This window comes from Streptococcus sanguinis SK49, assembly GCF_000212815.1.
Lineage (GTDB): Bacteria > Bacillota > Bacilli > Lactobacillales > Streptococcaceae > Streptococcus > Streptococcus sanguinis_C.
In genome coordinates this window covers 234,885-258,019 of sequence record NZ_GL890986.1, presented here as the reverse complement: position 1 = coordinate 258,019, position 23,135 = coordinate 234,885, and the positions used below count along the sequence as shown (strand labels likewise).

Here is a 23,135-nt window from a genome sequence, read left to right as displayed (position 1 = left end):
AAATATAAGTTGTTTATAATTTGAATATCAAATTATTTAAGAATAAAACAAAACGGCTGATTTGAAATCGGGTCGGGAATGGAGCTGAAATGACATTTAATGGAATTCTCTATCATGTAGCAGATGAGGTAGCAACGATTACTTTTAATCGCCCTGAAGTTTCAAATGGCTTTAATATTCCTATGTGTGAGGAAATTTTAGAGGCTATTGAACTTGCTGCTAAGGATGACTCCGTCAAATTTTTAGTTATCAATGCTAATGGTAAGGTTTTTTCAGTGGGTGGGGATTTGGCTGAGATGCAGAGAGCTGTCAGTGATGATGACGTCCAATCCTTGGTGAAAATCGCAGAACTGGTGAATGATATTTCCTTTGCTATGAAGCGTCTGCCTAAGCCGGTTATCATGAGTGTTGATGGCCCTGTTGCTGGTGCGGCTGCTAATATGGTCGTTGCAGCAGATTTCTGTATTGCCACTGAAAAATCCCGTTTCATTCAGGCCTTTGTCGGTGTTGGTCTGGCGCCAGATGCTGGTGGTCTTTTCTTACTGACTCGTGCTATCGGGGTAACTCGGGCGACCCATCTGGTTATGACTGGGGAAGCTCTGACTGCAGAGAAAGCTCTGGATTACGGCTTGCTTTATAAAGTCTGTGAAACAGAGAAATTGGAAAAAACAACGGAACAGTTGCTGAAGAAGCTGAAACGTGGCTCTCTAAATTCTTACAGAGCTATGAAAGAAATGGTCTGGAAGAGTCTGTTCAGCGGCTGGTCTGAGTATGCTGAGCTAGAGTTGGAACTACAGAAATCGCTGGCTTTTACAGAAGATTTTAAAGAAGGGGTTCGGGCTTACTCTGAGAAACGTCGTCCAAACTTTACTGGTAAATAATGTAGTGGTTCAAGTTTGCTTAATTTGTGAGTTGTTTACAAAAATATTTGAAAATCAAATTAATTTTCAAAAAAGCTTGCAAATTGCTTTTCTATCTGATAAAATTTGATTGTCAAAGTATTTTCTTAAGGAGGGTTGGTTTTGAATTTTCAGTTAGTAAATGATTACTTAACGTCTATTTTCAATAATGTCTTGGTTATTGAAGAATCGAGCCTAAGAAGCAGTCGCTTCAACGATGTCTCCATTAAGGAAATGCATACGATAGATGTCATCGGTACAACCCCAAATGCTACTCCAAGTGATATATCACGAGAATTGATGGTTACTTTGGGAACTGTTACGACTAGTTTGAATAATCTGGAACGCAAGGGTTATATTGAGCGGCGTCGGTCGGAAGTTGACCGTCGTGTGGTGCATCTGAATTTGACAAAGAATGGGCGGCTTTTGTATCGTCTTCATAAGCGATTCCACAACCGCATGGTCATGCAGGTAGTGGATGGGATGAGTCCAGAAGAGAGACAAGTGATGCAAAAGGGCCTGCAAAATTTATATAGTTTCCTAGAGGATTTGAAATAATGAACTATGCTAAGATTAGCCAAGTGGCTCATTATGCTCCCCGTCAGGTTGTCAGCAATGATGATCTGGCCAAGATTATGGATACCAGTGATGAGTGGATTTCAAGTCGAACTGGGATTAAAAACCGCCATTTATCGTCAGATGAAACGACCAGTGATTTAGCTACAAAAGTAGCAGAGAATTTGCTGCAAAAGTCAGGAATTTCTGCTCAAGACCTGGACTTTATCATTGTTGCCACCATTACGCCGGATTCTTTAATGCCTTCAACGGCTGCGAGAGTACAGGCCAATATTGGTGCTAAGAATGCATTTGCCTTTGATCTGACGGCGGCCTGCAGTGGCTTTATCTTCGCCCTGTCTACTGGGGAAAAATTTATTTCTTCAGACCGTTATCAAAAAGGTCTAGTCATAGGAAGTGAGACTCTCTCTAAGACGGTAGATTGGTCGGATCGTTCAACAGCGGTTCTCTTTGGAGATGGTGCTGGCGGTGTCCTGTTGGAAAGCGCTTCAGAACAGCATTTTTTGGCAGAAAGTCAGTTTACAGACGGATCTCGCGGAGGTAGTCTGACCTGCGGAAAAATCGGTTTGTCTTCACCTTTTTCTGAAAAGGGTGAGAATCAGCCTTATCTGACAATGGACGGTAGAGCTATTTTCGACTTTGCTATTCGTGATGTTGCTCGTTCTATCAGGGAAACCATTGAAAGCAGTCAGCTTTCAGCGGAAGATTTGGATTTTCTGTTGCTGCATCAGGCCAATATCCGTATTTTGGATAAAATGGCTAAGAAGCTTGGTGTTGCGCGGGAGAAACTTCCAGCCAATATGATGGAATACGGCAATACTAGCGCTGCTAGCATCCCGATTTTATTATCTGAGTGTGTGGAGCAAGGACTGATCAAACTGAACGGAAATCAGACAATTTTGATGTCAGGTTTTGGTGGAGGTTTGACATGGGGCACGCTTATTGTTACAATTTAGTTAATCAAGTGGAAACACATGATAAAAAATATTTTATTTTTAAAGGAGTCTATCCATGGCAGTATTTGAAAAAGTACAAGAAATTATCGTTGAAGAACTTGGTAAAGAGCCATCAGAAGTTACTCTTGAGTCAACTTTTGATGATCTTGAAGCAGATTCATTGGACTTGTTCCAAGTGATTTCAGAAATTGAAGATGCATTTGACATCCAAATCGAAACTGAAGAAGGTTTGAACACAGTTGGTGATTTGGTTGCTTATGTAGAAGAAAAAACTAAATAAGCAAGTAACTGAGAGTATCGAAAGATATTCTCTCTTGTTTAGGTAATAGTTTGACTGTCAAAGTAAAGAAAATACATCTAGCGTGTGGTAGTTTGAGATCAAGCTATTACTTAAGCAATGATAAAAGGAAGGTATTATGCAAACACGTATTACAGAATTATTGAACATTGATTATCCTATTTTCCAAGGCGGAATGGCCTGGGTTGCTGACGGTGACTTGGCTGGCGCAGTTTCAAAAGCTGGTGGTCTTGGTATCATCGGTGGCGGAAATGCACCTAAGGAAGTGGTAAAGGCTAATATTGACAAGATTAAGTCTTTAACAGACCGTCCTTTCGGGGTTAACATCATGCTACTGTCTCCTTTTGCGGACGACATTGTTGATCTCGTCATTGAAGAGGGAGTAAAAGTAGTAACCACTGGTGCGGGTAATCCAAGCAAGCGCATGGCTCGTTTCCATGAAGCAGGAATTACAGTTATCCCTGTAGTTCCAAGCGTGGCCTTGGCTAAGCGGATGGAAAAAATCGGTGCGGATGCAGTCATTGCAGAAGGTATGGAAGCCGGCGGCCACATCGGGAAATTGACTACCATGTCCTTGGTTCGTCAGGTTGCAGAAGCAGTTAGCATTCCGGTTATTGCTGCCGGTGGTATTGCAGATGGTTCTGGGGCTGCGGCTGGCTTTATGCTGGGAGCGGAGGCCGTTCAGGTCGGGACTCGCTTTGTCGTTGCTAAGGAATCCAATGCTCATCAGAACTACAAGAACATGATTTTGAAGGCTCGCGATATTGATACGACTATCTCTGCCCAGCATTTCGGTCATGCGGTTCGCGCTATCAAGAATAAGCTGACGCGTGATTTTGAAAAGGCAGAAAAAGAAGCCTTCAAGCAAGAAAATCCAGATTTGACTGTTTTTGAAAATCTTGGAGCTGGTGCTTTGGCCAATGCAGTTGTTCGAGGAGATGTGGAAAATGGTTCCGTCATGTCTGGTCAAATTGCTGGTTTAATCAGTAAGGAAGAAACAGTCGAAGAGATCCTCAAAGATATCTACTATGGTGCTGCTGAGAAGATTCAGCAGGAAGCAAAACGTTGGGCAGGAGTAACTAGAAATGACTAAAAGAGCCTTTCTCTTTGCCGGTCAGGGAGCGCAGTACCTTGGAATGGGGCGCGAGCTTTATGATCAGTATGAGCTTGTGCGGTCAACTTTCGATGAAGCTAGCCAAGTTCTAGGCTATGATGTCCGAGCTTTGATCGATCAAGATGAAGAAAAGCTCAATCAAACTCGCTACACGCAACCGGCTATTTTAACAACTTCAGTAGCTATTTATCGGCTCTTGGCTGATAAGGGAATCGAGCCTGATATGGTAGCAGGGCTCTCGCTTGGAGAATATTCTGCTTTGGTAGCTGCTGGTGCCCTTGATTTTAAGACGGCAGTGGGCTTGGTCGCTAAGCGCGGTAGCTTCATGGAAGAGGCAGCTCCAGCTGGCTCCGGGAAAATGGTCGCAGTCTTAAATGCAGAAGTTTCTCTCATTGAAGCAGTCTGTCAGGAAGCAAGCGCTATTGGTGTAGTCTCACCAGCTAACTATAATACGCCAAGTCAGATTGTTATCGGAGGAGAAGTGGCAGCAGTGGATAAGGCTGTGGAGCTTTTGAAAGATGCCGGTGTCAAGCGCTTAATTCCTCTCAATGTATCCGGACCTTTCCATACAGCGCTTTTAAAGCCAGCCAGCGAACGATTGGCAGAAGTCTTGGAAACAGTTGAATTTTCAGATTTTGTATGGCCATTAGTCGGAAATACTGAAGCAACTGTGATGGAAAAAGAAAGAGTCAAAGAGCTTTTGACTCGTCAGGTAATGGAGCCAGTACGCTTTTATGACAGCATTGCTAAAATGCAGGAAGCTGGTGTGACTGAATTTATCGAAATCGGTCCTGGCAAAGTTCTGTCTGGTTTTATTAAGAAAATTGATAGGTCTGCGGATGTACGCCAAGTTGAAGATGTAGAAAGTTTGAATGCTCTTCTAGAAAAATAATGAGGAATCATCATGGAATTACAAAACAAGAATGTGTTAATTACAGGGTCCGCTCGTGGGATTGGGCTGGCAATTGCGCATAAATTTGCCAGTTTCGGAGCCAATGTTATTTTAAACGGACTAAGCGGGATTTCTGATGATATTTTGGCTGAATTTGCCGGCTATTCTGGTAAAGTCGTGGCTGTTATTGGGGATGTGTCTAAATCTGCGGATGCTCAGCGGATAGTGGAAGAAGCTGTTGCGGCTCTGGGGTCTGTTGATGTATTGGTCAATAATGCTGGTATTACCCGTGATAAGCTCATGCTGAAAATGACGGAAGAAGATTTTGAGCAGGTGCTGAAAGTGAACTTGACTGGAACGTTCAATATGACACAATCAGTCCTGAAACCGATGACAAAAGCTCGTCAGGGTGCTATAATCAACCTATCGAGTGTCGTTGGTTTGGCTGGAAATATCGGTCAGGCAAACTATGCAGCTTCCAAGGCTGGTCTGATTGGTTTTTCTAAGTCAGTAGCCCGTGAAGTGGCAGCGCGTAATATCCGTGTGAACTGCATTGCCCCTGGCTTTATCGCATCTGATATGACAGATGTGCTCCCAGAAAAAATTAAGGAAGCGTCTCTGGCGCTCATTCCGATGAAGCGTTTTGGTACTCCAGAAGAAGTAGCAGATGTTGCTCTCTTCTTGGCAGGTCAAGAATATCTGACGGGTCAAGTCATCACGATTGATGGCGGCTTTACTATGCAGTAAGTCACAGTTTTTGAATATTAACGAGTAGAAAATCAGTTGATTCATCTAAAAAAAGGAGCTCAATATGAAACTTAATCGAGTTGTTGTAACAGGATACGGTTTAACTTCACCTATCGGGAATACTCCAGAAGAATTCTGGAATAATTTAAAAGAAGGCAATATTGGAATCGGTCCAATTACTAAATTTGATCATAGTGAATACAGTGTTCACAATGCGGCAGAAATTAAGGATTTTCCATTTGATAAATATTTTGTCAAAAAGGATACCAACCGTTATGATAATTACACACTTTATGCGATTTATGCTTCTCAAGAAGCGGTCAACAATGCTCACTTAGATGTAGATGCGTTGGATAAGGATCGCTTTGGTGTCATTGTGGCTTCAGGTATCGGTGGGATTCAGGAAATTGAAGAGCAAGTTGTTCGCTTGCATGAAAAAGGTCCTAAACGTATCAAACCTTTGACCTTGCCAAAAGCCCTACCAAATATGGGGGCAGGAAATGTAGCGATGCGCTTTGGAGCCAATGGTATCTGTAAATCTGTCAATACGGCCTGTGCCTCAGCAAACGATGCGATTGGTGAAGCTTTCCGCTCAATTAAATTTGGCTATCAAGATGTAATGCTGGTCGGTGGTTCAGAAGCTTCTATTACACCATTTGCGATTGCTGGTTTCCAAGCTCTGACAGCTCTTTCTACCACAGAAGATCCTAAGCGTGCTTCTATTCCTTTTGATAAGGATCGCAATGGCTTTGTCATGGGTGAAGGTTCTGGTATGCTGGTTCTGGAAAGTTTGGAACATGCTGAGAAACGCGGAGCGACTATCTTGGCTGAGGTGGTAGGATACGGTCATACTTGTGACGCTTACCATATGACTTCTCCGCATCCAGAAGGTTTGGGCGCTATCAAGGCTATCAAACAGGCGGTTGAAGAAGCTGAAATTGAGCCGAAAGATGTAGCTTATGTCAATGCTCATGGTACATCAACTCCTGCTAATGAAAAAGGCGAAAGCGGAGCCATTGTTTCTGTCTTTGGTAAAGATGTAGCGGTATCTTCTACTAAATCCTTTACAGGACATTTGCTCGGTGCAGCGGGCGCGGTTGAGGCTATTGCGACGATTGAAGCAATGCGTCATAGCTATGTGCCAAAAACAGCTGGTACAACAGAGTTGCCAGACTATATTGAAGCCAACGTTATTTACGGTCAAGGTAAGGAACAGGAAATCCCTTATGCGATTTCCAATACATTTGGCTTTGGCGGCCACAATGCAGTTCTTGCCTTTAAACGCTGGGAGGCTTAAAAACCTATGAATATCAACGAAATTAAAGATTTAATGGCGCAGTTTGACCAGTCTAGTCTGCGTGAGTTTTCTTACAAAAATCAGAGCGATGAGCTGACTTTTAGTAAGAATGAAGGTCAGGCTCCAGTTCCAACAGCCAGTGCTGCTCCAATTGCTGCACCTTTGCAGGCTGCAAGTGCGCCTGTGATTGAGCCAACTCCTCAAGCAGCTCCGTCTGCAGAGCCAGAAATAGCTTCAGAAGCTCCGGCACCTGCTGCTGAAGGTGATGTTGTGGAAAGCCCTTTGGTTGGTGTGGCTTACTTAGCAGCTGGTCCAGACAAGCCGCCGTTTGTATCTGTTGGAGACCAAGTTAAAAAAGGTCAAACCCTGATGATTATTGAAGCAATGAAGGTCATGAATGAAGTTCCAGCACCTAAAGATGGCCTGGTTACAGAAATTCTGGTTCAGAATGAAGAAATGGTTGAATTTGGGAAAGGGCTGGTACGCATCAAATGATTGATATCAATGCAATAAAAGAAGCACTTCCGCACCGCTATCCGATGCTTTTGGTAGACCGAGTTTTGGAAGTTAGCGAAGATGAGATTGTTGCTCTGAAAAATGTGACAGTCAATGAGCCTTTCTTTAACGGGCATTTTCCTCAATATCCTGTTATGCCAGGTGTCTTAATCATGGAAGCTCTGGCTCAAACAGCCGGCGTGCTGGAATTGTCCAAAGAAGAAAATAAGGGCAAACTGGTCTTCTATGCTGGCATGGACAAGGTCAAGTTCAAAAAGCAAGTTGTACCAGGTGATCAGCTGATTATGACAGCTAAGTTTGTCAAGCGCCGCGGAACCATTGCAGTTGTAGAGGCGAAAGCAGAAGTTGATGGAAAACTTGCAGCCAGCGGTACCTTGACCTTTGCGATTGGCCAGTAGATAAAAGGAGCTTTCACCATGTTTCGTAAAATTTTAATTGCTAACCGTGGGGAAATTGCGGTCAGAATCATTCGTGCAGCTCGCGAGTTGGGAATTGATACGGTAGCTGTTTATTCAACAGCTGACAAGGAAGCACTCCATACCCTACTGGCTGATGAGGCTGTCTGTATCGGTCCAGCCAAGTCAACTGATTCTTATCTAAATATGAACGCTGTCCTGTCTGCTGCTGTTCTGACAGGTGCAGAAGCCATTCATCCTGGTTTTGGTTTTTTGAGCGAAAACTCTAAATTTGCGACCATGTGCGAAGAAGTCGGCATTAAGTTTATTGGGCCTTCAGGTGCTGTTATGGACATGATGGGGGACAAGATTAATGCTCGGGCTCAGATGATTAAGGCGAAAGTGCCAGTTATCCCAGGTTCTGATGGAGAAGTTCATACCTCTGAAGAAGCTTTGGAAGTCGCCGAAAAGATTGGTTATCCAGTCATGCTTAAAGCTTCTGCTGGCGGCGGCGGCAAGGGCATTCGTAAGGTTGAAAAGGCTGAGGATTTAGTAGCGGCCTTTGAGTCTGCATCTAGCGAAGCCAAAGCAGCCTTTGGGAATGGTGCCATGTATATGGAGCGAGTCATCTATCCAGCGCGCCATATTGAAGTGCAGATCTTGGCAGATCAGCAGGGGCATGTGGTTCACTTGGGCGAGCGGGATTGCTCTTTGCAGCGTAATAATCAAAAAGTGCTGGAAGAAAGCCCATCTGTGGCGATTGGGAAAACCTTGCGTCAGCAGATTGGTGAAGCAGCTGTTCGGGCTGCTCAGTCTGTCGGCTATGAAAATGCTGGAACGATTGAGTTTCTGCTTGATGAAGCCAAGGGCGAATTCTACTTTATGGAGATGAACACTCGGGTGCAGGTTGAGCATCCAGTCACCGAGTTTGTTACCGGTGTGGATATTGTAAAAGAGCAGATTAAGATAGCAAACGGTCAGGAGCTGTCCTTCAGTCAGGATGATGTTGAAATCCGAGGGCATGCGATTGAGTGTCGGATTAATGCTGAAAATCCAGCCTTTAACTTTGCACCGAGTCCTGGTAAGATTTCAAATGTTTATCTGCCAAGCGGTGGAGTGGGTCTGCGCGTGGATTCAGCCGTTTATCCTGGCTATACCATCCCGCCTTATTACGATAGCATGATTGCGAAGATAATTGTTCACGGGGAAAATCGCTTTGATGCTCTGATGAAGATGCAACGTGCACTCTATGAATTAGAAATTGACGGTGTTGTGACCAATAGTGGCTTCCAATTGGACTTAATCTCAGATCCCAATGTAATTGCTGGTGATTATGACACAGCTTTTCTCATGGAGAAGTTCCTTCCGGCTTATCAAGAGAAACAATAGATGAGACATGTAAGAGCTGCTCTGTAAACTAAAAAGACGGCGGCTCTTGCTGTTTGATGTGCCTGAGTATAAAATCTTGAAAAGGAGAAGACGTAAACGATGGCTTTGTTTTCAAAGAAGGATAAATATATCCGTATCAATCCTAATCGAGCGAGTCGGGAAAAGCCTCAAGCAAAGCCTGAGGTACCAGACGAACTCTTTTCGAAATGCCCAGGTTGTAAGCATACCATTTACCAAAAAGATCTTGGAAATGACAGTGTGTGTCCTAACTGTGGCTATAATTTCCGTATTTCTGCTCATGAGCGCTTAAATCTAACTGTGGATGAGAACAGTTTTGAGGAGATGTTCACTGGAATTGAAACCAAGGATCCTCTGAACTTTCCTAACTATCAGGAGAAATTAGCACTTACCCGTGAGAAGACAGGGTTGGATGAGGCGGTTCTGACTGGGACGGCTAGTATCAAGGGGCATAAAACTGCTCTTGGAATCATGGATTCGAACTTTATCATGGCTTCTATGGGGACAGTTGTGGGTGAAAAGATTACCCGTCTCTTTGAGTATGCGACAGAGCATAAATTGCCAGTCGTTCTGTTTACGGCTTCTGGTGGTGCCCGCATGCAAGAGGGCATTATGAGCTTGATGCAGATGGCTAAGGTCTCTGCTGCTGTACAGCGGCACTCTGCAGCAGGTCTCTTCTATCTGACCGTCTTGACAGATCCGACAACTGGTGGTGTAACAGCCTCTTTTGCCATGGAAGGCGATATTATTCTGGCTGAAACACAGGCTCTAGTTGGATTTGCCGGACGTCGAGTTATTGAGTCCACGGTTCGTGAGAAGCTGCCAGATGATTTTCAAAAGGCCGAATTTCTCATGGAGCATGGTTTTGTGGATGCCATCGTCAAGCGTGGTGATATGAGAGATACACTTGCAACCTTATTAGCATTCCATGGAGGTCAAGCATGACAAAAATCACTCGGATTATTAAAGAAGCGCGTGATCAGGCTCGTTTGACTGCGCTGGATTTTGCACAAGGAGTTTTTGATAACTTCGTCGAGCTGCATGGAGATCGCTCTTTTCGAGATGACGGTGCAGTGATAGGCGGTATCGGGACGCTAAAGGGTCAGCCTGTGACGGTGGTCGGTATTCAAAAGGGTCGCAATTTGCAAGACAATCTGCGCCGTAATTTTGGACAGCCGCATCCAGAAGGCTACCGCAAGGCCCTACGCCTCATGAAGCAGGCGGAAAAATTTGGCCGTCCTGTGGTAACCTTTATCAATACGGCAGGTGCTTATCCTGGTGTCGGTGCTGAGGAGCGTGGCCAAGGGGAAGCTATTGCCCGTAACTTGATGGAAATGAGCAATCTCAAAGTACCGATTATTGCCATCATCATTGGTGAAGGTGGCTCAGGCGGAGCCTTGGCTTTGGCTGTAGCAGATAAGGTCTGGATGCTGGAAAACTCTATGTATGCAGTTCTCAGTCCGGAAGGCTTTGCTTCCATCCTCTGGAAAGACGGCAGTCGCGCTATGGAAGCGGCAGAGCTGATGAAAATTACTTCACATGAGCTCTTGCAGATGGAAGTGGTAGATAATGTCATTCCTGAAAGAGGCTTTAACAACCATGAATTACTGGCTGCAGTGAAAGAAGAAATTGCTACTGAGTTGGATAGTCTGTCTCAGCTTCCTTTGGAGCAATTACTGGAAAATCGCTATCAGAGATTCAGGAAATATTAAAAAATAGAAGCCAAAAGGCTTCTTTTTCTCGTTTCGGCTTCTTGTTTGAAATTGATGTGGAGCTATCTTACAAGGGTAATATATTTTGGTTTGAAAAATCGCATTATATTCTCTTTATAGGACTTATATAAAATATATATTATACAAGCCATTGGTCCTATGTTAAGATAGTTTCTAATTAAAAGAAATGAGGTTTCATATGTCAGAATTTACTATCCACACGATTGAGTCCGCACCAGTTGAGGTAAAAGAAGTCCTGGAAACTGTTCAAAAAGATAACGGTGGCTATATCCCTAATCTTATCGGTCTTTTGGCCAATGCACCAACTGCTTTGGAAACTTATCGGACGGTTGGAGCTATCAATCGCCGTAACAGCCTGACACCGACTGAGCGTGAAGTAGTGCAGATAACGGCTGCAGTTACTAATGGCTGTGCTTTCTGTGTAGCGGGTCATACAGCCTTTTCAATCAAGCAGATTCAAATGAATGATGATCTTTTAGAGGCTCTGCGCAATCGTACTCCGATTGATACAGATCCGAAGCTAGATACACTTGCTAAATTTACCATTGCAGTCATCAATACCAAGGGACGGGTCGGAGATGAGGCTTTGGCAGATTTCCTAGAAGCGGGCTATACGCATGAGAATGCTCTGGATGTGATTCTAGGTGTCAGCCTTGCGACTCTTTGCAATTATGCCAATAATCTGGCCAATACGCCAATTAATCCGGAATTGCAGCCTTATGCCTAGTCTTTGAGGAGGTGGCAAATGACATTTTTTTCAGAAGAGTTTATCAATTGGTTGGATGATCACGCTGACCAAATTGACAAAGAATCCTGTGCAGCTGGCAATCAACTGATTGAGCGTATCGCTGCTGAAGGAGCCTTTCGGGTTGGCGTTCCAGAAGAGCTGGGAGGCCGAGGTGGCAATGATACGGATGTGATTGAAGTGCTCAAGGAGCTGGCTCACCATTCTTTGACCGCTTCCTTTATCTCTTGGGGGCAAAGGACCTTTATTGATAACATTTTAAAATCTCCTAATCCCTACTTTAGAGACCACTATTTGGAAGGGCTCCTGTCAGGGGAATATGCAGGTGCGACAGCCCTGTCCAATGCTGTTAAATTCCTGTCGGACTTAGAAGAGTTAAATGTCTCTATTGTAGAAGAAGACGGGAAGCTTTATCTCAAGGGACGTCTGCCTTGGGTAACCAATGCTCGCGAGGATCGCTTCCTCAGCATATTTGTTGCTGGTTTCGAAGATGGGGGCCGCCAGCCGCTGGTTCTAGCTGTGCCGTCTGACGCGGAGAATTTCTCTCGTTCAGCGGATCTAGAGTTTGTATCTTTGCAAGGGGGAAATACAGCTGCCCTGACATTTAACCATGTGCCTTTGCAAGAGGAATGGATTCTTGCACAAGATGCCCAGGCCTTTTTGGCAGAAAATCGCCCAGCTTTTCTAGGTTATCAGTTTGGTTTGGCTCTTGGCCTAGCAGAGAAGTCTTTGGCAGAGGTCGAAGCCAATCTGTCAGTCCGATCTATTTTGAGAGAGGAGTGGGAGGAGCAAGTGGCTGCTCTGACTGAAATCCAGGATCAGCTCTATAGAGGTCTTCTCCAGTCTGGCTATTTTGTTGAGCACCCTAAGGAGCTCTTCCAGCTGCGAATTGATATAGTTGATGTAGTGGCTCAAAGTCTGCTCTTGGAGTTGCAGGCTAGTGGAGGCAGAGGATACTTGAGTAATTCGACTTCTGGATTTATCCGCCGTTGGAACGAAGGAGCTTTTCTTCCCATTGTCTCACCGAGTGCAGTCCAGCTGCGGCATATTTTAGAAGTTTCATAGAAATGATAGCAAACAAACGTCTGATTGGCATTGAAAAGGGACTTCATGGCATTACTATAAAAGGAGTTGCTTCGTGAACAGCAAACGACCGCCCATTCTCTTATCTGGGTTGATTCTTGGCCTATTTGGCTTAGCTAATCTGTTACTGAACTACCATTCTATCTTTTTCCACTTCTTGAATGGTCTGGCTTTGATACTTTGGCTTTATCTGACACTGGCTTTAGTGCTGTTATTTTCGGACTATCGGCAGGATTTGCAAAAGGCCCCTTTCTTATCGAGCTTTGCGACTTATCCTATGGCCAGTATGCTCTTAGCTTCTTACCTAAGCAAGCTTGGCTTATTTTTGTTGAGCCAGTTTCTTTGGTATATAGCCTTGCTGCTGCATATTTTTCTAATAGCTATCTTTACTTGGAAGTATGTGCTTAAGACCGAGGGATTATCTTTGACCCCAAGCTGGACGGTCCTATATGTTGGATTAGCCATGGCAAGCTTGACTCAGGGTGTAGTTCATCAGCCGCTTTTAGGCTATGTAGCTTGGTTTTTTGCTCTGCTACTGAGTTTGATTCTCTATCCCTTATTTTACAGAGCTATGTGGTCACAAAGGTTGCCTGATGCTTTAAAGCCGCAGTGGGCCATTTACTGTGCACCATTCTCGCTCCTGCTGGGAAGCTATATCCGTTTGGCCGGTTCTGATGCTGAAGGTTGGTTTGTTGCCTTGCTGCTCCTCTTATCGCAGGCCTTTTATCTCTTGGTCCTATGCCTTTTACCTCGTATTTTCCGACTGGGGCCTCAGCTTAGCTGGTCAGCCTTGACCTTTCCTCTTGTCAATACAGCTTTTGCCCTGAAACTGGGACTTGATTTTCTAGGTTGGACCTGGCTTGTTTGGCTAAGTCATGCAGAAGCTCTGCTAGCTTTCGCAATCGTCCTCTATGTTTGTTTTTACTATACAGTCTCATTGCGAGCCAGAAAGATAACAAAAAATCCGAGATGATACTCTTTGAAAATCTGTTTTTGATTTTCTCTGAGTTGAACTCGGATTTTTTTAATTTTAGCAAAATAAGTCTGAACTTAGACCTAATGATACATGCAAAGTGTCAGGATAATCTGCTTTTTATCTTGGTGCAATGACTTCTAATCCACCCATGTATGGACGCAGGACTTCTGGAATAGTCACAGAGCCATCTTCGTTTTGGTAATTTTCTAAGATAGCTGCCACTGTGCGTCCGACAGCCAGTCCAGAACCGTTGAGAGTATGGAGGAGTTTGACCTTGCCATCTGCTTCGTCACGGTAGCGAATTTGAGCTCGACGGGCTTGGAAATCTTCTGTGTTAGAGCAACTAGAGATTTCACGGTAGGTGTTCTGAGCAGGAATCCAAACTTCCAAGTCGTAGGTTTTAGCAGCTGAGAAGCCCATATCTCCAGTACAGAGTGCTACAACTCGGTAAGGTAAATTCAGCTTTTTCAGGATGTTTTCAGCGTTGGCAGTCATCTTTTCCAGCTCTTGATAAGATTCTTCTGGCTTAGCAAATTTCACCATTTCAACCTTGTGGAATTGGTGCAGACGAATCAGACCGCGCGTGTCACGACCAGCAGAGCCAGCTTCAGAGCGGAATGATGGGCTCATAGCAGTGAAGTAGATTGGCAATTCTTTTCCATCTAAAATTTCGTCTCGATAGTAGTTGGTCAGTGGAACTTCAGCAGTCGGAATCAGAACGAAGTTGGTATCGCTTAGCTCAAAGGTATCTTCTTTGAACTTAGGATACTGCCCAGTCCCAAACATGGAATCATGGTTGACTATGTAGGGAGTGATGACTTCTGTGTAGCCTTCTTTGCCGTGCTCATCCAGCATGAAGTTATAGATAGCACGCTCAAGTCTTGCTCCCAAGCCCTTATAGAAGAGGAAGCGAGCACCAGTAACTTTTGCCCCGCGCTCCCAGTCTAAGATATCCAGATCTTCACCCAAATCCCAGTGAGCTTTAGCTTCAAAGTCAAATTGGCGCGGTGTACCCCAGCGACGTACTTCGACGTTTTCGTCCTCATCTGCTCCGACAGGAACACTTTCGTGTGGAATGTTAGGTAGAGTAGTAGTGAATTCAGTCAACTTAGCATCCAGTTCAGCCAAGGTTGCGTCTAAGTTCTTGACTTCAGCAGAGAGTTTTTGCATGGCAGCAATCTTGTCATCTGCATTTTCTTTGTTGCGTTTAGCTTGAGCAATCTCAGCAGAAACAGTATTGCGCTCTGCTTTGAGTTCTTCGACCTTTACCAATAAATCCCGGCGTTCTTTGTCAATGGTTTTCATTTGGTTAAGGGTAGCAGCGTCAACACCTCGCGTAGCTAATTTTTCAGCGACAGAATCAAAGTCTGTACGGATGCGTTTTAAATCTAACATAGGTACCTCCAAAAATAAAAAGCACTTTATGAAACTGTTGGAGCGACAGAGCCGCGGTTCCATCCAACTTCACAAAAGTGCACTTGCTTAATTATTCATTTTTAAACTAACGGTAGAATTTCCTATTTTCTCCTTATCTGCTCACAGCCACCGCAGACTTTCTGAAAAGTGCCCAATAGTACTTATCCGTTTCGACTATTATACAGGATTTTCCGGAAAATGTAAATCCCAGGATGGGAAAAATCTTGACAGAAAAAGATAACTATGTTATCTTTAGATAAAGGTAACATAGTTATCTAAAGGAGTTCTTATGGTAAAACAAACAACGCGTGACCGTATGATTGAAAAGGCAAGCCAGCTTATCAGAGAGTATGGCTATCAGAATATCCCCCTAAGGAAACTGGCATCTCTGCTGGGGGTTACGACTGGTGCTTTCTACAAGGCTTTTGAGAATAAGGAGGAACTTTACTATCAGGTCTGTCTTTTGGAAAACCAGAAGCAGCTTAAGCGTTTAGAGGAGCAGTATCTAGATGGAGTCTCTGATCCTCTGGATTGCATTTGGCAGATAGGACTCTTTCTTTTATCGGAATACAAGACCAACAGTCAGATAATGGATTTTCTCTTTTTCAGCCCTGTAGCGACAGAGGCTTACCGGAAAGGTGAGCTTCTGGAAATCGGGAATAAGACAGTGGTTTATCTGGATCAGCTGCCTATTGAGAGTCAGAAAGAGAAAAAGATTCTTTTGCTCAAGCTGGACACCTTCATCACAGGCTATGGTCATTTTATTGCCAAAGGCTTGGAGCCTTTTGATGAGGAAGTCTATCGCTCAATGTTCAATGATTTACTAGGAGGTTACAAACATGATTAAAAATCTCATTGTTTATGCACATCCCTATGATAAAAGCTTTAGCCATGCTATTTTAGAGCAGGTTCAGGACTTGTTGGAGAAGAAAGGTCAGACCTATGAACTGATCGATCTCTATGAGGATGGTTTTAATCCTGTCTATACCAAGGAAGAGCTAGCGCTTTTTAATAAGGGGCAGGCATTAGACCCACTAGTTTTAAAATATCAGGAAGCTCTTGCGTCCTGTGACCGCCTTATCATGATTTTTCCTATCTGGTGGGCGGATATGCCAGCTATTGTCAAGGGCTTTGAAGATAAGGTTTTTTTGAAAAATAAGATTTACGAGGAGAGCAAAACTCGCCAGTTAGTTGGTCGTTTGACCAATATTAAAGAGGTGTTAGCTATTACTACCTCTGCAGCACCGACCTTCTATCTTAAGTATTTCTGTGGTGATGTCGTCAAGAAAGCCATGTTGGGCCATACCTTTAAGTCTATCGGTGCTAGACAGCGCCGTTGGTTGAATTTCGGGAATATTTCTCAGTCTACAGCTGAAAAACGTCAAGCTTTTTTAGAAAAATTAGCAGAAAAGATTTGAAGAGGTAGTTATCATGATTCGTTTTAGAAAAGCAGATGAAAGGGATCTTGCTGCTGCAGTCTCAGTTTTAACTTCTGCTTTTGCTGAGCATGAGATCTACAGAGAAAAATTTCGTCCTCTCTTTGGCAGCAGCCAGTCTTATATTGATTTTCTAAATAGATTGCATGCAGTTATGGTTAAGGCAGCGATGCGTCATCATATTTGTCTGCTTGCTGAAGTGGACGGGTGTCTTATGGCGGTCGCTACCATTCATAAGCTCGGTAATCATCCTGTCGGTATGCTTTCCTTTTTGCGGGCAGGAGCATGGAGGATGTGGAAATATATTCCTCAGCTTTTAGCTTTTCAAAAAGTCTTTGGGGAGGGCAGTAAAGAAGCTAAGAAAAGGAGTGTTTCAACTCTTTATCTTGAACTACTGGGTGTGCTGCCTGATTATCAAGGGCAGGGAGTTGGTGGTCTTTTTATCTCAAAAGGACTTGAGTTGCTTGCAAAAGAAGAGAAATGCCAGCGGCTTACTTTGATTACTCATACAGAAAGCAACTGTCGTTTTTACAAAAAGAGCGGATTTAAACAACTAGATGTCCGTGATGTTGAAGGTGTCAAGACATGGACTTTCGAGAAAAATTTAGCTGATGTTTATCCTTTTTGAAGATCTAATGATGCGGTCTTGCATTGATAATGTCAGCTTACCCCCTATCATTTCAAGGGGCTGAAATAGTGCATTCTCAGATTGTTTCACTTTCCAATTTTTTGTGCTAGCTCCATTTTGCTGATACAAATAGCTTTTGTCTTAGTCGAAAATATAAAAAATAAGGTTGAAACTTTTTCAACCCTATTTTTTCTTCTTAAAGATTCCAGTAATTTTCTGTAACAGAGTCGGCAATCTCACAACTTTGTCGTTGCCGATATGTTCTCGCGCAATTTTGAGAATCTTACCAGAGTCTTTGGAGGCAAAGAGAAACTTTCCCTTGTCAGTCCAGATTTCAAAGTGGCGGCTGACTCTTTTGCCAGAAACATTAGCACCGATAGTAGTGATGCTAGTCCAAGGCAGCTGAATATAATCTTCTACATTGGCATCCGCATAAAACTCCAGAGCTGTCTCGCCGATTAAAAATTTCCCAACCTTTCCGCCTAATCCAAGATAGGAAACGCCAGTGGTATTAAACTCAATTGTTTTGTTTTGTGACTGTGCCATAGAGTAACTCCCTTTTAAATAATATAGCTATTATACCACAATAAAAAGAAGGCCGAAACCTTCTTTTTGATTACATCAAACCAGCAACGTGAGCTAGTACACCAACTACGAAGAGGGCGATGATGATAGTGATAGGGGATACTTTTTTCTTAAGCAACCACATACAAGCGAAAGTTAGAAGCAGTCCCATCAAACCAGGAATCAAGGAATCCAAGTTTTGTTGGAAAGTTGTAACTTTTTCAGGGGTTTGAGATAGTCCTTGACCTACTTGAGCAAAGGCTTCTTGGATACCCTTATAGCCACTAGACAATTTGTCCCAATGGATATATGCTTTATCATCTAGCTTAACAGATGAAACATTAAAGACAAACTTAATAGATACCCAGCGCTCAACCAGAACAGCCAAGATAAACATACCTAGAATTGAAGCACCTTTGGTAATGTCCTGAAGGATACCACCAGACATGTCTTTAGTAATTTCAGAACCAGCCTTGTAGCCTAATTCTTGTGTGTACCAGAGGAAAGCCATCCGGATAGCATTCCAAGCTAAGAAGAAGATAAGTGGCCCAATGATATTTCCAGTCAAAGCAAGAGATGCACCAAGTGCTCCAAGGATAGGACGAACTGTGAACCAGAAGACAGGGTCTCCGATACCAGCCAGAGGTCCCATCATACCGATTTTAACCCCTTGGATAGCCGCATCGTCAATTGCTGCACCATTTGCTTTTTCTTCTTCAAGCGCAAGTGTAACTCCGATGATTGGAGCTGCTACATATGGGTGAGTGTTGAAGAATTCCAAGTGACGCTCAAGAGCAGCAGCTTGATCTTCTTTTTTAGTATAAAGCTTCTTAATAGCTGGAATCAGTGAATAAGCCCAGCCCAAGTTTTGCATACGTTCGTAGTTCCAAGAGCCTTGCAAGAAAGTAGAACGCCACCAAACTTTTTGACGGTCAGCCTTTGAAAGAGTCAATTTTCCTGACTCATCAGGTTTTACAGTATTTAATTCTGTCATGATAGTGTGTCCCCTTTCTTAGTAGTCTTCTAGGATGTCGCCGATTGGATCATTAGATGAAGCTGTTGCTCCACCGCCACCATTTCCGCCTTTTTTAGACAAGGCAAGATAGATGAGGGCAATAGCGACACCAATTGCACCGAGGGCAATCAGAGTGAGTTCGCTGACAGCAGCTAAAGCGAAACCAATAGCGAAGAATGGCCATACTTCACGAGTTGCCATCATGTTGATAACCATGGCATAACCAACGGCTACGACCATACCACCACCGATTTGCATACCTTCTGATAGCCAAGCTGGCATAGCTTCAAGAGCAGATTTAACAGACTCAGCAGGAATCATCAAAAGAAGTGCTGCAGGGATAGCAATACGTGCTCCTTGCATGAAGAGAGCGATAAAGTGAGCGCGTTCAACTCCTTTAATGTCTCCTTTTTTCGCAGCAGCATCTGCACCGTGAACCAAACCGACTGACAAAGTGCGGACAATCATAGTCAAGAAGAGACCAGCAACAGCAAGCGGAATAGCAACACCTTGTGCTACAGCGATTCCTTTGCTTGAGAAGTCTCCACCCAGTACCATGATGATGGCAGCGGCAACAGAAGCGAGGGCGGCATCAGGTGCCACAGCAGCTCCGATATTAGCCCAGCCAAGAGCAATCAGCTGGAGAGAGCCACCCAGCATAACACCGGCAGCCAAATTACCAGTTACCAGTCCAATCAAGGTACAAGCAACCAGCGGTTGGTGGAATTGGAATTGGTCCAAGATACCTTCTAGACCGGCTAAGAAGGCAACAAAGACTACTAAAACCATAGAAATAATAGACATGTTCTAAATCCTTTCGTAAATTAATAGAAGCAAAACGTTTGATTCTACTGCACGTTGGCTTTCTTAATCAAATCAAACAAATCTTTTTTAGAGTCATTTGGTACTTTACGTACGTCAAATTCAACGCCAAGGTCACGCAGCTTTTCATAAGTAGCAACGTCTTCCTTGTCCATTGACAGTACGTTGTTGACCATCGTTTTACCAGTTGAGTGAGCCATGGAACCAACATTAAGGGTCTTGATTGGCACACCGCCTTCAATAGCACGCAGGGCATCTTGAGGAGTTTCAAACAGAATCAAGGCATGAGTATTGCCAAAGCGAGGGTCTTTTGAAACAGCAATCAATTTGTCGATTGGGACAACATTGGCTTTGACATTACCTGGTGCAGCTTGCTTAATCAATTCTTTACGAAGTTCATCTTGAGCTACTGAGTCAGAAGCAACGATAATACGATCTGCTTTTGAATCTGGCGTCCAAGCTGTTGCTACCTGACCGTGCAGCAAACGTGTGTCGATCCGGGCAAGGTTGATTTTGAGCTTGCCGTCACCGATTACAGTCCCTTCAGGGATTGCTGCTTGGGCAACTGGAGCAGCTGCAGCAGGAGCATTTGCTTCTTCAGCAGCAGGGTTCAGCTCTTCAGGCAGAGCTTTGACTCCTTCCTTGGCTTCTTTGATGATATTGGCCACTACAGCCTCAACGCCGGCATTGGCATCCATCATCCTTTCTGTATAAGCTTGAATCAGCATAGGCAGGTTCAAGCCTGTAATGATAGCGAACTTGCGGTCTGGATTTTCACCCATGACACGGCTAGCTTGGTTGAATGGAGAGCCACTCCAAAGGTCAGCCAAGACCAACACTTCATCGTCCGCATCAAACGAAGCCACAGCGTCATTGAACTTTGCATAGAGATCATCTGGTCCTTCGTTGGGCATGAAAGTTACAACTTGTACTTTTTCCTGCTCACCGAAAATCATAGAACCTGATTGATGAATACCAGCAGCAAATTCACCGTGGCTAGCAATAATGATTCCGATACTCATTATTGACATTCCTCCTTATAAAATGTTTGACTTAAGTTTTAAGAAAACTTTAAGGCAAGTTTATTATAAAACGTTTTCATGAAAAATGCAAGCGTTTGTTCCTAAAAACGACTTTTTCTTTCAAAAATGTCAGTATTTGCTGGAACCCTGATAAATATAGGTATAAGAAAACCTTAGCTATAGAAATGTTTTAATAAATTAGGAAAACAAAAAAACAACAGATTAATATATGAAAAAATGTTGAAATAATATGAAAGAGACTTTTGAAATGAAAGAAAAGAATCGTGTTTGAGAAAGTGTTTGTTTATCAAAAAAGAAAGAGGAGGACCAAAGACAAAAAATCGCATCTTATGTCTTTAGTCTCCCTCTATAATGGCAAAAGTTTCTAAATAATATCAAGTCTGCCCATCATACGTTTCCAAGAGTTAGGTAAATGTTGGGACTGACATGCTTTAAAACATTAGTGTGTGAAGTCAAGTACCATACGTCCCTGAATGGTACCCGCTTCCATTTCATCAAAGACATCCACTGCATCTGAAACAGGACGTTTTTGAACGACGGGAGCCACTAATCCTTCAGCACCAAACTGGAAGGCTTCTTCCAAGTCCTTGCGAGTACCAACGAGGGAACCGATGACTTGGATACCATCTAAAACGGTTTTGACAATGCTGAGGTCCATCATTTCAGATGGCAATCCAACGGCAACTACACGACCGCCAGCACGAACAGAATCAACCGCTTGGTTGAAGGCGACTTTAGAAACGGCTGTTACTACGGCAGAATGCGCACCGCCAGTTTTTTCTTGGATAAGAGCAGCGACATCTTCAACTTCATGGCCGTTGATGACGATATCAGCACCGACTTCTTTGGCCAAAGCTAGCTTGTCATTGTTGATATCAACAGCGACAACATGGGCATTAAAGACTTTCTTGGCATATTGAACCGCTAGGTTACCCAATCCACCTGCTCCAAAGATAACTGTCCATTGGCCTGGTTGGAGCTGAGCTTCTTTGATAGCCTTGTAGGTAGTCACGCCGGCACAAGTGATAGAAGAAGCTTGTGCAGGATCCAGTCCTTCAGGGACTTTGACAGCGTAGTCAGCTGTTACAATACATTGCTCTGCCATCCCACCGTCAACAGAATAACCAGCATTTTTTACTGTACGGCAAAGGGTTTCGCGACCAGTTGTACAGTATTCACAAGCGCCGCAGCCTTCAAAGAACCAAGCGACACTGACGCGATCTCCGACCTTGAGGCTTTTTACATCTGGAGCAATTTCTTTGACAATACCGATACCTTCGTGTCCGAGAACGCGGCCCGGTACCTTACCAAAGTCACCATGCGCGACGTGCAAATCAGTATGGCAAACACCGCAGTATTCGATATCAACGAGAGCTTCCCCTGTTTCAAGAGGACGAAGTTCCTTATTTTCGACGAGTTGGACATTGGTTCCCTCTGGATTTACAACAACTGCTTTCATAAGTAGTTTCCTCCTGTTATTTAGTTTTTGATTATGTTAATTATATCACAAACTCGAACAAATAGCAAACGCTTACAAATATGAGCGAAAGTAACCTTTAAAACTATGATACGGCGGATAAGCTTCTATTTTTAAAGCTTTTGAGCATGATTGAGGTTGAGAGAAGACAAAAAAGAAAAGACAAACTCTCGAACAGAGTTTGTCTAATTGTCTACTTTTATAAAAAGAGTTTGTTGAGCTCGTGGGCGACGCCATCTTGGTCGTTAGTCAAAGATAATTGCTGGTCGGCGTAGGGTAGCAGGTCAGTATTGGCATTTTTCATGGCATAGCCAGTGCCAGCAAAGGACAGCATCTCAGTATCGTTTTGCTCATCGCCAAAGGCAATCAGATTTTTGCGATCCACATTGAGAACATTAAGCAGGTACTGAAGGGCGAAGGCTTTGTTGACCCCTTTGGGAGCACACTCGAGAATGTTGAGCGGCCCGCCCCAAGAGTTGATAGCAAGTTCATGCTGATAAAAAGCATTCATTTCCTCTGCCAGAGCATATTTGTCAGCTGCACGTGTCTGCAGGAGAATGGCGTTAGGATTCTCCGTTACTAAGTTGGCTTGAAACTGATTTTCAGGCTTGAAAGCATCGATGCCAAATAGCTTGGGATCAGCAATTTCTTCATTGGGATTGGTGATATAGAATTTATTCCGGTATTCGCCAGCAATGAAATCCGCTTCAATCTCATCCCTACGCTTAACCATATCCAGCAGAAAGGACTTATCCAGCGTCAGCGATTTTTCAAAGTCCCATTTCTTTTCTGGAATGTGAGTCAAAGAGCCATTGAAGTTGATCATGGGCGTATTGAGCTCTAATTCTTTATAATATTTCAAAGCCATGCGGTAGGGCCGGCCTGTTGTGATAATGACCTTGTGGCCCTTTTGGGAAATTTTTTTGATGGTTTCTTTGGTGAAGTCAGACAAATTGCTGTTAGAATCAAGCAAGGTTCCGTCCAAGTCCACAGCGATTACTTTTTTTGTCATGTGAGTCTCTTTTCAGTGATAATACAGACTATTATAACAGAATTCAGTGTAAATAACACGACTTATGTTATAATGGTGCTCTAATCAG

Annotated in this window: 26 protein-coding genes; 19 read left to right on the top strand and 7 right to left on the bottom strand. The window is 43.6% G+C overall.

The window, feature by feature from the left end; all coding sequences use genetic code 11:
* Positions 1-89: 89 nt before the first annotated feature.
* The 16 genes from HMPREF9380_RS02050 (at position 90) to HMPREF9380_RS02125 (ending at position 13,631) form a co-directional block, all read left to right on the top strand.
* On the top strand, positions 90-881 hold the full coding sequence (locus HMPREF9380_RS02050; RefSeq protein WP_004193287.1) for an enoyl-CoA hydratase: 792 nt from the start codon (positions 90-92) through the stop codon (positions 879-881).
* 141 nt (positions 882-1,022) lie between these two features.
* Complete coding sequence (gene fabT / locus HMPREF9380_RS02055) at positions 1,023-1,457, top strand: fatty acid biosynthesis transcriptional regulator FabT (RefSeq protein WP_002901186.1); 435 nt, start codon at positions 1,023-1,025, stop codon at positions 1,455-1,457.
* Complete coding sequence (locus HMPREF9380_RS02060; RefSeq protein ID WP_004193283.1) at positions 1,457-2,431, top strand: beta-ketoacyl-ACP synthase III; 975 nt, start codon at positions 1,457-1,459, stop codon at positions 2,429-2,431. The genes fabT and HMPREF9380_RS02060 overlap by 1 nt, the downstream gene beginning before the upstream one ends.
* 55 nt (positions 2,432-2,486) lie before the next feature.
* Positions 2,487-2,711, top strand: a complete 225-nt coding sequence (locus tag HMPREF9380_RS02065) for an acyl carrier protein (protein ID WP_002893611.1) — start codon at positions 2,487-2,489, stop codon at positions 2,709-2,711.
* Between the two features lie 136 nt (positions 2,712-2,847).
* Positions 2,848-3,822: an enoyl-[acyl-carrier-protein] reductase FabK gene (fabK, locus tag HMPREF9380_RS02070; protein ID WP_004193281.1), complete on the top strand. Its 975-nt coding sequence runs from the start codon at positions 2,848-2,850 to the stop codon at positions 3,820-3,822.
* Complete coding sequence (gene fabD, locus HMPREF9380_RS02075; protein ID WP_004193279.1) at positions 3,815-4,735, top strand: ACP S-malonyltransferase; 921 nt, start codon at positions 3,815-3,817, stop codon at positions 4,733-4,735. Before fabK ends, fabD begins: the two co-directional genes overlap by 8 nt.
* A gap of 12 nt (positions 4,736-4,747) precedes the next feature.
* Positions 4,748-5,482 (top strand): 3-oxoacyl-[acyl-carrier-protein] reductase, encoded by a 735-nt coding sequence (gene fabG, locus HMPREF9380_RS02080; protein WP_004193274.1) that lies wholly within the window; start codon positions 4,748-4,750, stop codon positions 5,480-5,482.
* A 64-nt stretch (positions 5,483-5,546) separates the two neighbouring features.
* Positions 5,547-6,779, top strand: a complete 1,233-nt coding sequence (gene fabF / locus HMPREF9380_RS02085; protein WP_002922205.1) for a beta-ketoacyl-ACP synthase II — start codon at positions 5,547-5,549, stop codon at positions 6,777-6,779.
* A gap of 6 nt (positions 6,780-6,785) precedes the next feature.
* Entirely contained in the window at positions 6,786-7,274 is a 489-nt protein-coding gene (gene accB / locus HMPREF9380_RS02090) for an acetyl-CoA carboxylase biotin carboxyl carrier protein (RefSeq protein ID WP_002893601.1), read from the top strand.
* A complete protein-coding gene (gene fabZ / locus HMPREF9380_RS02095; RefSeq protein ID WP_002896886.1) occupies positions 7,271-7,693 on the top strand; it encodes a 3-hydroxyacyl-ACP dehydratase FabZ in 423 nt (140 codons plus the stop codon). Before accB ends, fabZ begins: the two co-directional genes overlap by 4 nt.
* Before the next feature lie 18 nt (positions 7,694-7,711).
* Positions 7,712-9,079, top strand: coding sequence for an acetyl-CoA carboxylase biotin carboxylase subunit (locus HMPREF9380_RS02100; RefSeq protein ID WP_002893598.1), 1,368 nt, complete (start codon positions 7,712-7,714; stop codon positions 9,077-9,079).
* A 99-nt stretch (positions 9,080-9,178) separates the two neighbouring features.
* Positions 9,179-10,042 (top strand): acetyl-CoA carboxylase, carboxyltransferase subunit beta, encoded by an 864-nt coding sequence (gene accD, locus HMPREF9380_RS02105; protein ID WP_002901174.1) that lies wholly within the window; start codon positions 9,179-9,181, stop codon positions 10,040-10,042.
* On the top strand, positions 10,039-10,809 hold the full coding sequence (locus HMPREF9380_RS02110; RefSeq protein ID WP_004193268.1) for an acetyl-CoA carboxylase carboxyl transferase subunit alpha: 771 nt from the start codon (positions 10,039-10,041) through the stop codon (positions 10,807-10,809). Before accD ends, HMPREF9380_RS02110 begins: the two co-directional genes overlap by 4 nt.
* 199 nt (positions 10,810-11,008) lie before the next feature.
* Positions 11,009-11,557: a carboxymuconolactone decarboxylase family protein gene (locus HMPREF9380_RS02115; protein ID WP_032907690.1), complete on the top strand. Its 549-nt coding sequence runs from the start codon at positions 11,009-11,011 to the stop codon at positions 11,555-11,557.
* A gap of 18 nt (positions 11,558-11,575) precedes the next feature.
* The gene (locus HMPREF9380_RS02120) at positions 11,576-12,640 is read left to right on the top strand and encodes an acyl-CoA dehydrogenase family protein (protein ID WP_004193261.1); all 1,065 of its coding nucleotides are present in this window, start codon (positions 11,576-11,578) and stop codon (positions 12,638-12,640) included.
* Between the two features lie 73 nt (positions 12,641-12,713).
* Positions 12,714-13,631, top strand: coding sequence for a TDT family transporter (locus HMPREF9380_RS02125; protein ID WP_004193256.1), 918 nt, complete (start codon positions 12,714-12,716; stop codon positions 13,629-13,631).
* Positions 13,632-13,751: 120 nt separating this feature from the next.
* On the opposite strand, the gene serS is transcribed toward HMPREF9380_RS02125, so the two are convergent.
* Positions 13,752-15,029 (bottom strand): serine--tRNA ligase, encoded by a 1,278-nt coding sequence (serS, locus tag HMPREF9380_RS02130; protein WP_004193254.1) that lies wholly within the window; start codon positions 15,027-15,029, stop codon positions 13,752-13,754.
* Between the two features lie 310 nt (positions 15,030-15,339).
* Here serS and HMPREF9380_RS02135 point away from each other — a divergent pair, with 310 nt between their 5' ends.
* The 3 genes from HMPREF9380_RS02135 to HMPREF9380_RS02145 are packed head-to-tail and all read left to right on the top strand — an operon-like array spanning position 15,340 to position 17,114.
* Positions 15,340-15,897 (top strand): TetR/AcrR family transcriptional regulator, encoded by a 558-nt coding sequence (locus tag HMPREF9380_RS02135; RefSeq protein WP_004193252.1) that lies wholly within the window; start codon positions 15,340-15,342, stop codon positions 15,895-15,897.
* The gene (locus HMPREF9380_RS02140; protein ID WP_004193250.1) at positions 15,890-16,468 is read left to right on the top strand and encodes an NAD(P)H-dependent oxidoreductase; all 579 of its coding nucleotides are present in this window, start codon (positions 15,890-15,892) and stop codon (positions 16,466-16,468) included. The genes HMPREF9380_RS02135 and HMPREF9380_RS02140 overlap by 8 nt, the downstream gene beginning before the upstream one ends.
* 13 nt (positions 16,469-16,481) lie before the next feature.
* Positions 16,482-17,114, top strand: a complete 633-nt coding sequence (locus tag HMPREF9380_RS02145) for a GNAT family N-acetyltransferase (protein ID WP_004193247.1) — start codon at positions 16,482-16,484, stop codon at positions 17,112-17,114.
* A gap of 183 nt (positions 17,115-17,297) precedes the next feature.
* On the opposite strand, the gene HMPREF9380_RS02150 is transcribed toward HMPREF9380_RS02145, so the two are convergent.
* From HMPREF9380_RS02150 to HMPREF9380_RS02175, 6 genes are all read right to left on the bottom strand, one after another.
* Positions 17,298-17,660 carry a DUF956 family protein gene (locus tag HMPREF9380_RS02150; RefSeq protein WP_004193244.1) on the bottom strand — a complete coding sequence of 121 codons (363 nt, stop codon included), beginning with the start codon at positions 17,658-17,660 and terminating at the stop codon, positions 17,298-17,300.
* Positions 17,661-17,730: 70 nt separating this feature from the next.
* Positions 17,731-18,672 carry a PTS system mannose/fructose/sorbose family transporter subunit IID gene (locus HMPREF9380_RS02155; protein ID WP_002893579.1) on the bottom strand — a complete coding sequence of 314 codons (942 nt, stop codon included), beginning with the start codon at positions 18,670-18,672 and terminating at the stop codon, positions 17,731-17,733.
* An 18-nt stretch (positions 18,673-18,690) separates the two neighbouring features.
* Entirely contained in the window at positions 18,691-19,497 is an 807-nt protein-coding gene (locus HMPREF9380_RS02160) for a PTS mannose/fructose/sorbose transporter subunit IIC (protein WP_002893578.1), read from the bottom strand.
* 44 nt (positions 19,498-19,541) lie between these two features.
* On the bottom strand, positions 19,542-20,537 hold the full coding sequence (locus HMPREF9380_RS02165; protein WP_004189840.1) for a PTS sugar transporter subunit IIB: 996 nt from the start codon (positions 20,535-20,537) through the stop codon (positions 19,542-19,544).
* A gap of 460 nt (positions 20,538-20,997) precedes the next feature.
* Positions 20,998-22,017 (bottom strand): alcohol dehydrogenase AdhP, encoded by a 1,020-nt coding sequence (adhP, locus tag HMPREF9380_RS02170; protein ID WP_004193240.1) that lies wholly within the window; start codon positions 22,015-22,017, stop codon positions 20,998-21,000.
* 217 nt (positions 22,018-22,234) lie between these two features.
* Entirely contained in the window at positions 22,235-23,047 is an 813-nt protein-coding gene (locus HMPREF9380_RS02175) for a Cof-type HAD-IIB family hydrolase (protein ID WP_002908111.1), read from the bottom strand.
* Positions 23,048-23,135: the final 88 nt, after the last annotated feature.